A 13,639-nucleotide genomic window follows, 5' to 3' on the forward strand; every position below is an offset into this window, starting at 1 on the left:
GTCACCGCCGGCGCACTGCTGCGCCGCTGATGTTTACTCCATGAACCTTCAGACCATCAAAGCATCCTGTTCCAATTGCAACCTGCGCGAGCTGTGCATGCCCATGGGCCTGGATGCCGAGCAGATGCAGCGCATCGACGACATCGTGGCCACGCGCCGCAAGGTCAAGCGCGGCGGCCTGCTGTTTCGCAACGGTGAGTCCTTCACCTCGCTGTATGCCATCCGCACGGGCTTCTTCAAGACCTGCGTGGCCACCGAGGACGGGCGCGACCAGGTCACGGGCTTTCAGATGGCCGGCGAGATCATCGGCCTGGATGGCATCGTCAACGACCACCACACCTGCGATGCGGTCGCGCTGGAAGACGCCGAGGTCTGCGTCATGCCCTTCGACAAGCTGGAGGACCTGTCGCGCGAGGTCACGGCCCTGCAAAACCATGTGCACAAGGTCATGAGCCGCGAGATCGTGCGCGAGCATGGCGTGATGCTGCTGCTGGGCAGCATGCGTGCCGAGGAGCGCCTGGCCGCCTTCGTGCTCAACCTGGTGCAGCGCCTGCACGCCCGGGGCTTTTCCAAGTCGGAACTGGTGCTGCGCATGACGCGCGAGGAAATCGGCAGCTACCTTGGCCTGAAGCTGGAGACGGTGAGCCGCACCTTCTCGAAGTTTGCCGAGGAAAACATCATCGAGGTGCGCCAGCGCCATCTGCGCATCCTGGACACGGACGCGCTCAAGCGCATCGTCAACAGCCAGCAGTGCCAGTGAGGCCGCAAGGCCCCGCCCCTCGGCAATGAACAAGGCCCGCTGTCGCGGGCCTTGTTCATTGCCATTGCAGTGCACGCAGGTTCAATCGCGCCCCAGGCCCTGCATGGCCAGATTTGGGTCCGGCTCGGAGACCACGCCGTCGTTGAGATCGTGCGTGGAGCGTCCCAGCATGGTGGTCATGAGGCTGGACAGCATGGTCACGCCCCAGAAGGCGAAGAAAGCCAGCGTGTAGATTCCCTGCCGCGACCAGCCCAGGTCGCCGAGCCAGTGCAGCTCCAGCGGGTCCACGAAGGCGAATACCAGCATCTCCATCACGGCGGCGGCCAGAAAGGCCGGCCAGGCAATCCACATCCAGCGTTGGGCCAACATCAGCGATCTCCTTGAGCTGTCGAGGGGTGGCTTTCATTGTGCGCGCCGCCCGCGCACCGTGCCAAGCCCTGCGCACCCTGCACTGCCTGTAGGAAACCCTTGGCCCTCGCGCATGCTGGAGATGCCATCCACCATGCAAAAAGGCCGCGACTGCGGCCTTGTGCACGGCATTTTCCTGCCTTCAGCGGTCCGTGGGATGGTCCTGCGCGGGCGTGGCCGCGTGGTTGCGGCCGGTGACCGCGGGCGCCAGGCTCTTGGGCACTTCGCGCACGCCATCGGCACGCTCGTTGATGGTGATGCCATTGCGGTAATAGTCAGGATCAATCACGGGATCGGCGCCATTGATCGCAATGACGGCCGTGACCACGCCAGCCACCACGACGGCGGCCGGGCCGGCCACCACGAGCCAGACATGGGCGAACTTCCACCAGGGCTTGCCGGCGTCCGGATGCGAAGGGGCCGTGGCGGGCGCGGAGACTGCGGGACTGGAAGACATGGATAACCTCTTTCTTTCAAACAGCCGGCGCAGCCTGGGCGGTGCCGGCCAGACATATCACCGGGGCACCAGGAAGACGGCCTTTTCGGACGCGCGTCCCGCGCCTGAATGCACGGCATCGATATCGAAGAATACGGTGTGCGAGCCCGGCTCGGCGGAACCGTAGGGAATCTGCAGCCGCGCCGCAATGCCGCGCGTCTCGGCCGGGCCGACCTCGACCTCCTGCTCGGACGCCAGCTCCAGCCCGTCGAGGCCATGGGCGCTGATGCGGTAGCGCTGGGCCTGCTCGGTGGCATTCATGATCTGCAGGCGGTAGACATTTTCCAGCTTGCCGCCCGCGACGATGCGCGACAGCGACGCCCGGTCGCGTATCACGTCGACCTTGACCGACTGGCGCAGCGCCAGGCTCACGATCATGGCCATGCTCAGGCCGATCAGCACGGCCGAGTAGACCAGCACGCGCGGACGGAAGATGCGGCGCAGCACCTGGGCCCGCCGCCACAGGCCGGCCATGGCGTTCTGCGTGGTCAGCCGGATGAGGCCGCGCGGATACTCCATCTTGTCCATGATGGAATTGCAGGCGTCTATGCACAGACCGCAGCCTATGCATTCGTACTGCAGGCCGTTGCGGATGTCGATGCCCACGGGGCAGACCTGCACGCACATCTTGCAGTCGATACAGTCGCCCAAGCCCTGGGCCTTGTAGTCCACCTTCTTGGTGCGCGGCGCGCGCGGCTCGCCCCGGCCCGTGTCGTAGCTGACGATCATGGTGTCGCGGTCGAACATGGCGCTCTGAAAGCGCGCATAGGGGCACATGTACTTGCAGACCTGCTCGCGCATGTAGCCGGCGTTGCCATAGGTGGCGAAGCCGTAGAACAGCACCCAGAAGACCTGCCAGCTGCCCTGCAGCGCCAGCAGCTCGCCGCCCAGCTCGCGGATGGGCACGAAGTAGCCCACGAAGGTGAAGCCGGTCCACAGGGCAATGGCAATCCACAGCAACTGCTTGAGCGACTTCTTCCAGAGCTTTTCAAAGGTCCAGCCGTTCTTGTCCAGGCGCATGCGCGCGCTGCGGTCGCCCTCGACCTTGCGCTCCACCCACATGAAGATTTCGGTGTAGACCGTCTGCGGGCAGGAAAAGCCGCACCACAGGCGACCGGCCACGGCCGTGAACAGGAACAGCGCCAGCGCCGAAATGATCAGCAGGCCCGCCAGGTAGATGAAATCCTGCGGGTACAGCACCAGCCCGAACAGGTAAAAGCGCCGCGCCCCCAGGTCGAACAGCACCATCTGGCGCTGCCCCCATTCCAGCCAGGGCAGGCCATAGAAAACCAGTTGGGTGAGAAACACCAGAGCCCATCGCCAGCGTGCGAAGACACCGCTGATGGAGCGCGGGTAGACCTTCTTCTCGGACTCGAACATCGACACCAGCTGGCCCGGGTCCGGGTCGGCAGGCGTGATCGGAATGACTTTGCGGGGAGGCTTCCCGGCATCATCCCCGTTCTCGGGCTTCATGGTGGGTTCCTTGGTTTTTTGGAATATCTGAAAACTCAAAAGGCAAAAAGGCGGCGCCGCAGCGCCGCCCCCTGTCCTTATTGACGGACTGCGCCGTCTTTGTGCGACATGCCCCAGACATAGGAGGCAAGCACCGCGATCTGCGCCTCGGTCAGCTTGTCCTTCTGGGCAGGCATCTCGTTGTGCTTGCCGTTGTTGATCATGGCCGTGATGGCGGCCTCGCCCCAGCCGTGCAGCCAGATGTCATCGGTCAGGTTGGGCGCGCCCAGGGCCTGGTTGCCCTTGCCGTCCATGCCATGGCAGGCGGCGCAGGCCGTGAACTTGGACTTGCCCAGCGAAGCCTTGAGCGAGTCGTGCGGGCTGCCCGACAGGCTCAGCACATAGTGCGAGAGGTTGCGCACATCGTCGGGCGTGCCGACGGCAGCGGCCATGGGCGGCATGATGCCGATGCGGCCCGCCGTGATGGTTTCCCTGATCTTGTCGGGCGTGCCGCCATGCAGCCAGTCGCCATCGGTCAGGTTGGGGAAGCTCTTGCCGCCGCGTGCATCCGAGCCGTGGCACTGCGCGCAGTTGTTCATGAACAGGCGCTCGCCGATGGCCATGGCCTGGGGGTCCTTGGCCATGTCTTCGGTGCTCATGCTCGTGAACTTGGCGTACAGCGGCTCCAGGTCCGCGCGGGCCTTGGCCATCTCGTTTTCATAGGCGCCCAGCTGCGTCCAGCCCAGCTTGCCCGCGAACGAGCCCAGGCCCGGATAGGCCGCCAGGTAGGCGAAGCCGAACACCGAGGTGATGATGAACAGCCACATCCACCACTTGGGCATGGGGTTGTTCAGCTCGCGCAGGTCCTCGTCCCAGACGTGGCCCGTGGTGTTGTCGGCCGAGGGGACCACCTTCTTGCGTGCGGTGAGATACAGCAGCAGCAGGCAGCCGATGATGCCGCCCAGCGTGATCGCCGTGACATAGATCGACCAGAAGTTGTTTACGAAATCGCTCATGGGAAGTTCTCGTTCTGGTGGAGGGACTCAGTCTTGCTCGAACGGCAGCTGGGCGGCCTCTTCGAAACGGGCCTGGTTGCGGCGGGCGAACGCCCACCACCAGATACCGATGAAGCAGGCCAGAGAGGCCAGCGTGGCCACGATGCGCATGGTGGTGATGTCCATGTCGCTCTCCTTTACTTGACCGAACGGCCCAGCACCTGCAGGTAGGCGATGACGGCGTCCATTTCCGTCTTGCCCTTGACCTGCTCGGCGGCGCCGCTGATTTCCTCGTCGCTGTAGGGCACGCCCACCTTGCGCAGCGCGCTCATGTGCTGGGCGACCACGGTGTCATCCACCTTGTTCTTCTCCAGCCAGGAGTAGGCAGGCATGTTGGACTCGGGCACCACGTCGCGCGGGTTGTTCAGGTGGATGCGGTGCCATTCGTCGCTGTACTTGCCGCCCACGCGGTGCAGGTCGGGACCCGTGCGCTTGGAACCCCATTGGAAGGGGTGGTCGTAGACGAACTCGCCCGCCACCGAGTAGTGGCCGTAGCGCATGGTCTCGGCGCGGAAGGGGCGGATCATCTGCGAGTGGCAGTTGTAGCAGCCCTCGCGCAGATAGACGTCGCGGCCCATCAGCTGCAGCGGCGTGTAGGGCTTGAGGCCCGCCACCGCTTCCGTGGTCGACTTCTGGAAGAACAGCGGAACGATTTCCACCAGGCCGCCGACGGCGACCACCAGCAGGGTCAGCACGATCAGCAGGAAATTGTTGGTTTCCACCTTCTCGTGGGAAAAGCTCTTGGGAGCGCTATGGTTGTGATCGGACATGAGTAATGCTCCTAGACGCTCAGGCGTGGGCCACGACGGCAGGCACGGCCACCTTCACGGAACGGCCGGAGATCGCGGTCTTCCAGGTGTTCCACAGCATGACCAGCATGCCGCCCAGGTACAGCAGGCCACCGGCCACGCGGATCACGTAGAACGGATAGCTGGCCTTGACGCTTTCGACGAAGGTGTAGGTCAGCGTGCCATCGGGATTGACGGCGCGCCACATCAGGCCCTGCATCACACCGGCGATCCACATCGCGGCGATGTACAGCACGATGCCGATGGTGGCCATCCAGAAGTGCAGCTCGATGGCGCCCACCGAGTGCATCTTGGTCTTGCCGAACAGGCGCGGGATCAGGTAGTACAGCGAGCCCATGGTGATCAGGCCCACCCAGCCCAGGGCGCCCGAGTGAACGTGGCCCACGGTCCAGTCCGTGTAGTGCGACAGCGCGTTGACGGTCTTGATGGACATCATCGGACCTTCGAACGTGGACATGCCGTAGAACGACAGCGACACGATCAGGAAGCGCAGGATGGGGTCGTCGCGCAGCTTGTGCCATGCGCCCGACAGCGTCATCACGCCGTTGATCATGCCGCCCCAGCTGGGAGCCAGCAGGATCAGCGAGAACACCATGCCCACGGACTGCGTCCAGTCGGGCAGCGCGGTGTAGTGCAGGTGGTGAGGACCCGCCCACATGTAGGTGAAGATCAGCGCCCAGAAGTGGACGATGGACAGGCGGTAGCTGTAGACCGGACGGCCAGCCTGCTTGGGAATGAAGTAATACATCATGCCCAGGAAGCCTGCGGTCAGGAAGAAGCCCACGGCGTTATGGCCGTACCACCACTGCACCATGGCATCCTGCACGCCGGCGTAGGCCGAGTAGCTCTTCATCCAGCCGGCCGGAATGGCCGCGCTGTTGACGATGTGCAGCAGCGCCACGGCGATGATGAAGGCGCCGAAGAACCAGTTGGCCACATAGATGTGACGGACCTTGCGGATGCCGATGGTTCCGAAGAACACGATGGCATACGAGACCCAGGTCACGGCGATCAGCAGGTCGATCGGCCACTCCAGCTCGGCGTACTCCTTGCCCTGTGTGTAGCCCAGCGGCAGGCTGATCGCGGCGGCGAGAATGACGATCTGCCAGCCCCAGAAGGTCAGGCTGGCCAGCTTGGGCATGAACAGCCGCGTCTGGCAGGTGCGCTGCACCACGTAGTAGCTGGTTGCGAACAGCGCCGATCCGCCAAAGGCAAAGATCACGGCGTTCGTGTGCAGCGGACGCAGGCGTCCGTAGCTCAGCCATGGAATGCCGAAGTTGAGTTCCGGCCAGGCCAGCTGCGAGGCGATCAACACCCCGACAGCCATGCCCACCACTCCCCAGACGACGGCCATGATAGAGAACTGCCTTACGACGGTATCGTCGTAATAGACAGCGTTGTTATTTGAACTATCCATCGTGCACCCCTTAGATTGCTATCAAAGTGTTACTTTCTTCGCTGTCGGGCGTGTTGACCCACGTCAATCGTCCCGAAGAATGCGTTCGCCCTCTTGTTCCACGCTCTCGAATTGCCCGCGATAGACGGCCCACCACAGGGCCGCGAGGATGGCGAGCACAAGCACCACCGACAGCGGGATCAGTAAATAGAGAATGTCCATAGTCAGAACCTCCCCACCGTTGCGGTGGAGCCCGTCGGCATGGTGACGGACGCTGCGGGCGCAGCAGGCGTGCCCGTGTGATTCGTCAAGGCCAGTGGAAGGCTGCGCGCAAGGCGCGCGGCGTTGAGCACCACCAGCAGCGAACTCAGTGCCATTCCCAGGCCGGCCACCCAGGCAGGCATGAAGCCCGCCAGGGCCAGTGGAATCGACACCGCGTTGTAAGCGGCAGCCCAGGCCATGTTCTGGCGCACCACCTGCAGTGTGCGGCGCGACAACAGACATGCCTGGAGCACCAGTTCCAGGCTGTCGCCCAGAACAACGAAATCTGCGCGCGATTGTGCCAGCGGCACTGCTCTACCAAAAGCAAAAGAGACATGCGCTCCAGCTAAAACTGGGCCGTCGTTGAGGCCGTCGCCCACCATGGCCACATGGTGGCCGGCTGCCTGCGCCTGCTGCAGCCGCTCCAGCTTGTCCTGCGGGCTGCAGCCGCCGTGGGCCTGGGTGATGCCCACGCGCGCCGCCATGGCGCGTGCGGCGTCCTCGCGGTCGCCGGACAGCAGCATCACGGCGATGCCCTGCTTCCCGAGCGCCTGCACGACGGCGGCGGCTTCGGGCCGCACGTCCTCGCTGAGTACAAAGCGCGCCAGCGTATGCCAGCCCTGTTCGGTCTGCTCGGCCAGCAACACGCCCTGCACGGGCTGCTCGCCCGCCACGCCCGCATGCAGGGCCGATCCCAGGCGCAGATGGCGGCGTCCGCCCGGGCCCTGCACCCAGGCGTCCAGGCCCAGGCCTGCCACTTCCTGCATGGTGTCCAGCTTCCAGTGCGTCGCGGCATGGGCGCCGGCCTGCGCGATGGCGCGCGAGGCCGGGTGCATGGACTGGCGCGCCAGCAGCGCCGCCAGCGCCAGCACCTCGTCGGCATCCTCGCCGCGCGCAGGCTCGAACGAGGACAGCGCCAGGCCGTCGCGTGTGAGCGTGCCGGTCTTGTCGAACACCAGGGTGTCCACGGCGGCCAGCGCTTCCAGGCCCTGCAGGTTGCGCACCAGCACGCCGCTGCGCGCCAGCGTGCCGGCGGCCGTGAGCATGGCCACGGGCGTGGCCAGCGACAGCGCGCAGGGGCAGGTGACGATGAGCACGGCCACGGCCACCATCATGGCCTTGCCGGGATCGGTGGGCCACCACCAGATGGCAGCGCCCAGCGCGGCCAGCAGCACCACGACCAGGAAGGGCCGCGCCACCTTGTCGGCCAGCTGGGCCAGGCGCGGCTTTTGCAGCGAGGCGCTTTCCATGAGACCCACGATCTGGGCAAAGCGCGTGTCGGCCCCCACGCCGTCCACGCGCACATCGACCACGGCGTCCAGGTTGTAGCTGCCGGCCGTGACGCTGTCGCCCTCGGCACGCAGCACGGGCGTGGACTCGCCCGTGAGCAGGGCCTCGTCGGCATGGGTGCGGCCGCGCACGATGGTGCCGTCGGCCGGGAAGGCCTCGCCGCTGAGCACGCGCACCAGGTCGCCGGCACGCAGGCGGCGCGTGGCCACGCGCTCGAAATGGCCGGCCGCGTTCTCGCGCAGCACGGCATCGGGCAGGCGATTCATCACGGCTTCCAGCGCGCCGGCCGTGCGGTCGCGCAGCCGCAGCTCCAGCCAGCGGCCGGACAGCAGGAAGAAGACGAACATGGTCAGCGAGTCGTAGAAGACTTCCTCGCCGAAGGGCCCCGAAGGATCGAAGGTGCCCAGCGAGCTGATCACGAAGGTGATCAGCATGCCCAGCGCCACGGGCAGATCCATGCTCACGCGGCGCTGGCGTATGTCGCGCAGCGCGCTGGAGAAAAAGGGTCCGCAGCAAAACAGCACCACGGGCAGCGAGATGACCCAGGAGGCCCAGCGCAGCAGCGTCTCCATCTCCTGCGACAGGTCGCCGGGGCGGGCCACGTAGGCGGGCCACGCATACATCATCACCTGCATCATGCAAAAGCCGGCCACCAGCCAGCGCCACAGCGCACGGCGGCTTTCGGCCTGGCGGCGCTCGCGCGCAAAGGCATCGCGCGCAGGAAGCGCCTGGTAGCCGGCGCGCCGCACGGCCTCCATCCACTGGGATGGAAGCACCTGCTCGTGGCGCCAGGTGACTCGCGCGCGGCGCGTGGCTGCGCTGACTTCGGCCTTCTCCACCCCGGGCACGGCCCGCAGCGCATCCTCGATGGTCAGCGCGCATGCGGCACAGTGCATGCCCTCCAGAACGACGTGCGAATCCCAGGCAGGGAAATCGGTGGGTTCTTTGGAAGGGTCGGCGGGAGTTGCGGGGCCTGCGGGCCGTCCGAACGAACTCCACTCCTGCGGATCATCAAGCAGCCGGGCCGTGGCCTGCTGCGAGGGCGAGAGACCTGAATCAGGCGCCGCCACCGCCGCCTCGCTGGATGGGGCTGCAATGGTGTGGGGCATGGTTCTTAGCGTAATCGGGGGGCATGATAAGCGTATTGACATTAATCAACCGTTAACTCATGGTTGGGTCTATGCTGACTTCGTCCCACCCATCAGCACACACGAAAGGAGCACGCATGTACAACCGCATCCTGATCGCCACCGACGGTTCCGAGCTTTCCGACAAGGCCGTGGACAGCGGCCTGGGCCTTGCCGCCTTGTGCGGCGCCAGCGTGATCGTCGTCAAGGTGGTCCAGCACTATCCGCGCAGCTATTTCGAAGGCGGCGAAACCGTGGATCTCAAGCAGATCGAACGCATCGAAGGCCAGTGGACGGCCAACGCGCAGACCGTGCTGGATGCCATCCACGCCAAGGGCCAGGCGCTCAAGGTCCACGTGACCACGGAGATCGTCAAGTCCGACCTGGTGGCCGAAAGCGTGATCGACGTGGCCAAGCGCCGCGACTGCGACCTCATCGTCATGGCCTCGCACGGCCGCAAGGGCCTGCAGCGCCTGCTGCTGGGCAGCGAGACGCAGCACGTGCTCACGCACACCCACATTCCCGTGCTGGTACTGCGCTGAAGGGTAGCGGCAGCTTCGGCTTTCGCTGCACAAAAAAAGGCATCGGCGGCGCCGATGCCTTTTGCTTTTTCAATCAGGCCAGGGCGCGACCCGCGCCTTGGCGACCACTCAGGCGAACAACTGCTTGTGCTGGTCGCGCAGGAGATTCTTCTGCACCTTGCCCATGGTGTTGCGCGGCAGCTCCTGCACCACGAAGCAGCGCTTGGGAATCTTGAAATTGGCCAGCTGGCCCTTGAGCGCATCGACCACCGCCTGGGGCTCGAGCGAAGCGCCAGGACGCGGCACCACCACCACCACGCCCACCTCGCCGAAGTCGGGGTGCGGCACGCCGACCAGGGCGCTTTCGGCCACGCCGGGCAGCTCGTTGATGAAGCCTTCGATCTCGGCCGGATAGACGTTGTAGCCGCCCGAGATGATCAGGTCCTTGCTGCGGCCCACGATGCTGACATAGCCCCGCTCGTCGAGCTTGCCCACGTCGCCCGTGCGGAACCAGCCATCGGCCGTGAACTCCTCGGCCGTCTTCTCGGGCATGCGCCAGTAGCCCTTGAACACATTGGGGCCGCGCACCTGGATGTTGCCGATCTCGCCCACGGCCACGGGCTGGCCTGCGTCGTCCACGATGCGCACGCCCACACCGGGCAGCGCAAAGCCCACGGTGCCGGCGCGGCGCTCGGACTGGCCACCGTTGCGGCCATCGGCACGGTAGGGGTTGGAGGTCAGCATGATGGTCTCGCTCATGCCGTAGCGCTCCAGGATGACGTGGCCGGTGCGCTCCTGCCAGTCGCGGTGCGTCTCCACCAGCATGGGTGCCGAGCCCGAGATGAACAGCCGCATGTGGGCCGCCGCCTCGCGCGTGAGCCGCGCATCGGCCAGCATGCGCACGTAGAGCGTGGGCACGCCCATGAAGACGGTGGCGTCACGCATGCGCGAGATCACCGTGCCGGGTTCGAACCTGGCCAGCCAGATCATGGGACTGCCGTTGAGCAGCGCGCCATGGATGGCCACGAACAGGCCATGCACATGGAAGATGGGCAGCGCGTGGATGAGCACGTCGCCGTCCTGCCAGCCCCAGTAGTCCTTGAGGGTCTCGGCGTTGGACAGCATGTTGCCGTGCGTGAGCATCGCCCCCTTGCTGCGGCCCGTGGTGCCGCTGGTGTAGAGGATGGCGGCCAGATCGTCCTCGCCGCGCTCCACCACCTCATGCTCGTCGCCATGGTGGGCGGCGCGCTCCAGCAGCGTGCCGCTGCGGTCGTCGCCCAGGGTGTAGACATGGGCCACGCCCGAGGTGAAGGCGATCTTGGACACCCAGCCGAAATTGGCCGGCGTGCAGACCACGACGGCGGGCTCGGCATTGCCCACGAAGTACTCGATCTCGGCGGCCTGGTAGGCGGTGTTCAGCGGCAGAAAGACATGGCCGCTGCGCAGCGTGGCCAGGTAGAGCATCAGCGCTTCCACCGATTTGTCCACCTGCACGGCGATGCGGCTGGCGGGCGGCAGCTGCAGCGACTGCAGCAGGTTGGCCATGCGCGCGCTGCCACGGTCCAGGTCGGCCCAGCTGTAGAACAGGCTGGCGCCGTCAGCGCCTATGGCCTCTACGGCCCACTTTTGCAGATCCTGGGGAAAGGCGGCGCGCAAGGCAGCGAACAGATTGCGGTTGGTCATGGCTGTGAAGAAGAAGGAAGAATCCGCTGGGGACCGGGAAATCTCAGGCACGTTCATGGATTGGCGAAGGCGGCGCCACGGACAGCTCGCGCAGGATGCGCTCGCGGTCCGCGTCCAGCGCGGGCGGCTGCCTGCGCACCAGGGGCTGGCCGAGCGAGGCCTGCAAGGGATTGCCCGCCACGCGCAGCGTCTGGCCGCTGGGGGTCTGCACCTGGGCCAGCATGCCGCGCTCGCGCACCTGGGGGTGCTCGACGATGTCGGCCACGCTGTTGTACTCCCCCGCCGGGATGCCATTATCAGTGAGCAACCCCAGCCAATGCGCCCTGGGACTGTCCCGCAGGCGCGCCTGCAGCGCGGCCTTGAGCTCGGCCTGGTGCTCGCAGCGCAGGGCATTGCCGGCAAAGCGCGCGTCCTCGGCCAGTTCGGGCAATTGCAGCAGGCCGCAGAGCTTGCGAAACAGCGCATCGCTGCCCACGGCGATGACGAACCAGCCGTCCTGCGCCGCGAACACATCGAAGGGCGCCATGGAGGGATGCCGCGTGCCGATTGGCCCCGGCACGCTGCCCAGCGCGCCCAGGCGGGCCACGGGGTTCTCCAGCAAGGCCACCTGGCAGTCGAGCATGGAGACATCGACGCGCTCGCCCTGCCCCGTGCGCGAGCGGCGCATCAAGGCCGCCTGTGTGCCGATGACCGCGTACAGGCCCGCGCCCAGGTCGCCGATGGACACGCCCACGCGGCAGGGCCCGACGTCCGGGTGGCCGGTCACGCTCATCATGCCGCTCATGGCCTGCACCACCATGTCGTAGGCGGGAAAGCCGCTGTAGGGACCCGTCTGGCCAAAGCCAGAGACCGAGGTCATCACCAGCCGGGGATGGCGTGCATGCAGGGTCTCCCAGCCATAGCCGAGCTTGTCCATGGTGCCGGGGCGAAAGTTCTCGACCAGCACATCGGCGCCTTGCAGCAGGCGCTCGAAGACCTCGCGATCCTGGGGCTGCTTGAGGTCCAGCGCAATCGACTCCTTGTTGCGATTGACCGAGAGGAAATAGGCCGAGCCCCCGTCCACGAACGGCCCGATGCCGCGCGCATCGTCGCCCGTGCCGGGCTGCTCCACCTTGATCACGCGCGCGCCCAGGTCGGCCAGCATCTGCGTGCACATGGGGCCGGCCAGCACGCGCGTGAGGTCGATGACAGTAAGGCCTTGCAGCGGCAGGCCCGTGGCTTGTTCATTCATAGGGATTTCCATATCGTTATCTATTGCTTGACGCGACACCCACAACCCATGGGACCGGCGGGGCCCAAGTCCAGGACACCGAGGAAGGGCCGCCCCCCGCACCGAGGGTGTCGTCGCCCCCGCGAAGCGAGAGGGGGAAGGCGCGTGGCGCCTCAGGGGGGGTCTCACTGCAGCCCGGCGCCGGAACGCTGGGTCAGGGCCTTGGACTCCTGCCCTTCCTTGAGGGCCCAGGCACGGAATTCCTCTAGGGATGCCGAGGGCGCGGCCAGATTGCCCTGCTTGGCCAGCCTGGCCTTCACATCGGGGTCTTCCAGCGCCTTGGTGCTGGCATCGAACAGCTTCTTCGCCACGTCCTCGGGCAGACCCGCCGGGGCGAACAGGCCGAACCAGAACGTGTAGTCAAAGCCCGGCACGCCGGACTCCTTCATGCCCGGCAGATCGGGGAACAGCGGCGAGCGTTCGGCCGTGCTCACGGCCAGCATGCGCAGCTTGCCCGCCTGGGCCAGCGGCAGCACCGAGGGCGGCGTGCCGAAGGTCAGGTCCACATCGCCAGCGGCCACGGCCTGTATCGATGGCGCCCCGCCCTTGAACGGCACATGCAGCATGCGCAGGCCGCCGCTGGCGCCCGCGAACGACAGCGTGGCCAGGTGCGTGATCACGCCTGCGCCCGAGGAGGAATAGCTGAGCTTGTCGGGCTGGCTGCGCGCCAGCGCCACCAGATCGCCCACGCTCTGGCCCGGAAAATCCTTGCGCACGGCCAGCAGCATGGGGGCCGAACTCCAGCGCGTGATGCCCGTGAAATTGCGCGCGCCCTCATAGCGAGCGCTCTTGTAGAGCAGCTGGTCCGAGCCATAGATGTTGGCGCTGCCCAGCAGCAGCGTGTAGCCGTCGGGCGCTGCACGCGCCACATGCTCGGACGCCAGCGTGGTGCCGGCGCCCGGGCGGTTGTCCACCAGCAGGGGCTGGCCCAGGATCTTGCCGACCTTGTCGGCCACGATGCGCGCCACCGCGTCGGCACCGCCGCCGGGCGGAAATCCCACGACCAGCGTGACGGGCCGGGCGGGATAGGACTGGGCCATCGCGCCACCGGCCAATCCGGCCAGCAGCAACGACAGTGCAAAACGCTTGAACATGGCTTGTCTCCTCTTTA

General features: G+C 66.1%; 14 protein-coding genes. 2 read left to right on the forward strand and 12 right to left on the reverse strand.

The annotated features are described in order from the left end of the window. The first annotated feature begins 40 nt into the window (after window positions 1–40). Complete coding sequence (gene fnr / locus ACRSCF_RS19500; protein ID WP_016445205.1) at window positions 41–760, forward strand: fumarate/nitrate reduction transcriptional regulator Fnr; 720 nt, start codon at window positions 41–43, stop codon at window positions 758–760. Between the two features lie 81 nt (window positions 761–841). On the opposite strand, the gene ACRSCF_RS19505 is transcribed toward fnr, so the two are convergent. The 9 genes from ACRSCF_RS19505 to ACRSCF_RS19545 all read right to left on the reverse strand — a co-directional run bounded on the left by ACRSCF_RS19505 (window position 842) and on the right by ACRSCF_RS19545 (window position 9,036). Beyond that, a complete protein-coding gene (locus ACRSCF_RS19505) occupies window positions 842–1,129 on the reverse strand; it encodes a hypothetical protein (RefSeq protein ID WP_016445204.1) in 288 nt (95 codons plus the stop codon). 181 nt (window positions 1,130–1,310) lie between these two features. Next, entirely contained in the window at window positions 1,311–1,625 is a 315-nt protein-coding gene (locus tag ACRSCF_RS19510; protein WP_016445203.1) for a FixH family protein, read from the reverse strand. A 57-nt stretch (window positions 1,626–1,682) separates the two neighbouring features. Next, window positions 1,683–3,137 (reverse strand): cytochrome c oxidase accessory protein CcoG, encoded by a 1,455-nt coding sequence (ccoG, locus tag ACRSCF_RS19515; RefSeq protein ID WP_016445202.1) that lies wholly within the window; start codon window positions 3,135–3,137, stop codon window positions 1,683–1,685. Between the two features lie 77 nt (window positions 3,138–3,214). After that, window positions 3,215–4,132 (reverse strand): cytochrome-c oxidase, cbb3-type subunit III, encoded by a 918-nt coding sequence (gene ccoP / locus ACRSCF_RS19520; RefSeq protein WP_016445201.1) that lies wholly within the window; start codon window positions 4,130–4,132, stop codon window positions 3,215–3,217. 27 nt (window positions 4,133–4,159) lie between these two features. Next, window positions 4,160–4,297, reverse strand: a complete 138-nt coding sequence (locus ACRSCF_RS19525) for a cbb3-type cytochrome oxidase subunit 3 (protein WP_016445200.1) — start codon at window positions 4,295–4,297, stop codon at window positions 4,160–4,162. Between the two features lie 11 nt (window positions 4,298–4,308). Further along, on the reverse strand, window positions 4,309–4,941 hold the full coding sequence (ccoO, locus tag ACRSCF_RS19530; RefSeq protein ID WP_016445199.1) for a cytochrome-c oxidase, cbb3-type subunit II: 633 nt from the start codon (window positions 4,939–4,941) through the stop codon (window positions 4,309–4,311). A 19-nt stretch (window positions 4,942–4,960) separates the two neighbouring features. Beyond that, a complete protein-coding gene (ccoN, locus tag ACRSCF_RS19535) occupies window positions 4,961–6,397 on the reverse strand; it encodes a cytochrome-c oxidase, cbb3-type subunit I (protein WP_016445198.1) in 1,437 nt (478 codons plus the stop codon). Window positions 6,398–6,460: 63 nt separating this feature from the next. Continuing rightward, entirely contained in the window at window positions 6,461–6,598 is a 138-nt protein-coding gene (gene ccoS / locus ACRSCF_RS19540; protein ID WP_013803228.1) for a cbb3-type cytochrome oxidase assembly protein CcoS, read from the reverse strand. 2 nt (window positions 6,599–6,600) lie between these two features. Beyond that, complete coding sequence (locus ACRSCF_RS19545) at window positions 6,601–9,036, reverse strand: heavy metal translocating P-type ATPase (RefSeq protein WP_047327124.1); 2,436 nt, start codon at window positions 9,034–9,036, stop codon at window positions 6,601–6,603. A gap of 116 nt (window positions 9,037–9,152) precedes the next feature. Between ACRSCF_RS19545 and ACRSCF_RS19550 the strand changes: the two genes are divergently transcribed. Next, on the forward strand, window positions 9,153–9,596 hold the full coding sequence (locus tag ACRSCF_RS19550) for a universal stress protein (RefSeq protein WP_016445196.1): 444 nt from the start codon (window positions 9,153–9,155) through the stop codon (window positions 9,594–9,596). Window positions 9,597–9,704: 108 nt separating this feature from the next. Here the strand turns inward: ACRSCF_RS19550 and ACRSCF_RS19555 are convergent, their stop codons facing one another. The 3 genes from ACRSCF_RS19555 to ACRSCF_RS19565 form a co-directional block, all read right to left on the reverse strand. Continuing rightward, a complete protein-coding gene (locus ACRSCF_RS19555) occupies window positions 9,705–11,258 on the reverse strand; it encodes a malonate--CoA ligase (RefSeq protein ID WP_034363058.1) in 1,554 nt (517 codons plus the stop codon). Window positions 11,259–11,301: 43 nt separating this feature from the next. After that, entirely contained in the window at window positions 11,302–12,489 is a 1,188-nt protein-coding gene (locus tag ACRSCF_RS19560; protein ID WP_034363055.1) for a CaiB/BaiF CoA transferase family protein, read from the reverse strand. A 164-nt stretch (window positions 12,490–12,653) separates the two neighbouring features. Next, the gene (locus ACRSCF_RS19565; RefSeq protein ID WP_016453082.1) at window positions 12,654–13,622 is read right to left on the reverse strand and encodes a Bug family tripartite tricarboxylate transporter substrate binding protein; all 969 of its coding nucleotides are present in this window, start codon (window positions 13,620–13,622) and stop codon (window positions 12,654–12,656) included. Window positions 13,623–13,639 lie beyond the last annotated feature (17 nt).

This window comes from Delftia sp. 11MD (assembly GCF_050907895.1).
GTDB lineage: Bacteria > Pseudomonadota > Gammaproteobacteria > Burkholderiales > Burkholderiaceae_C > Comamonas > Comamonas tsuruhatensis.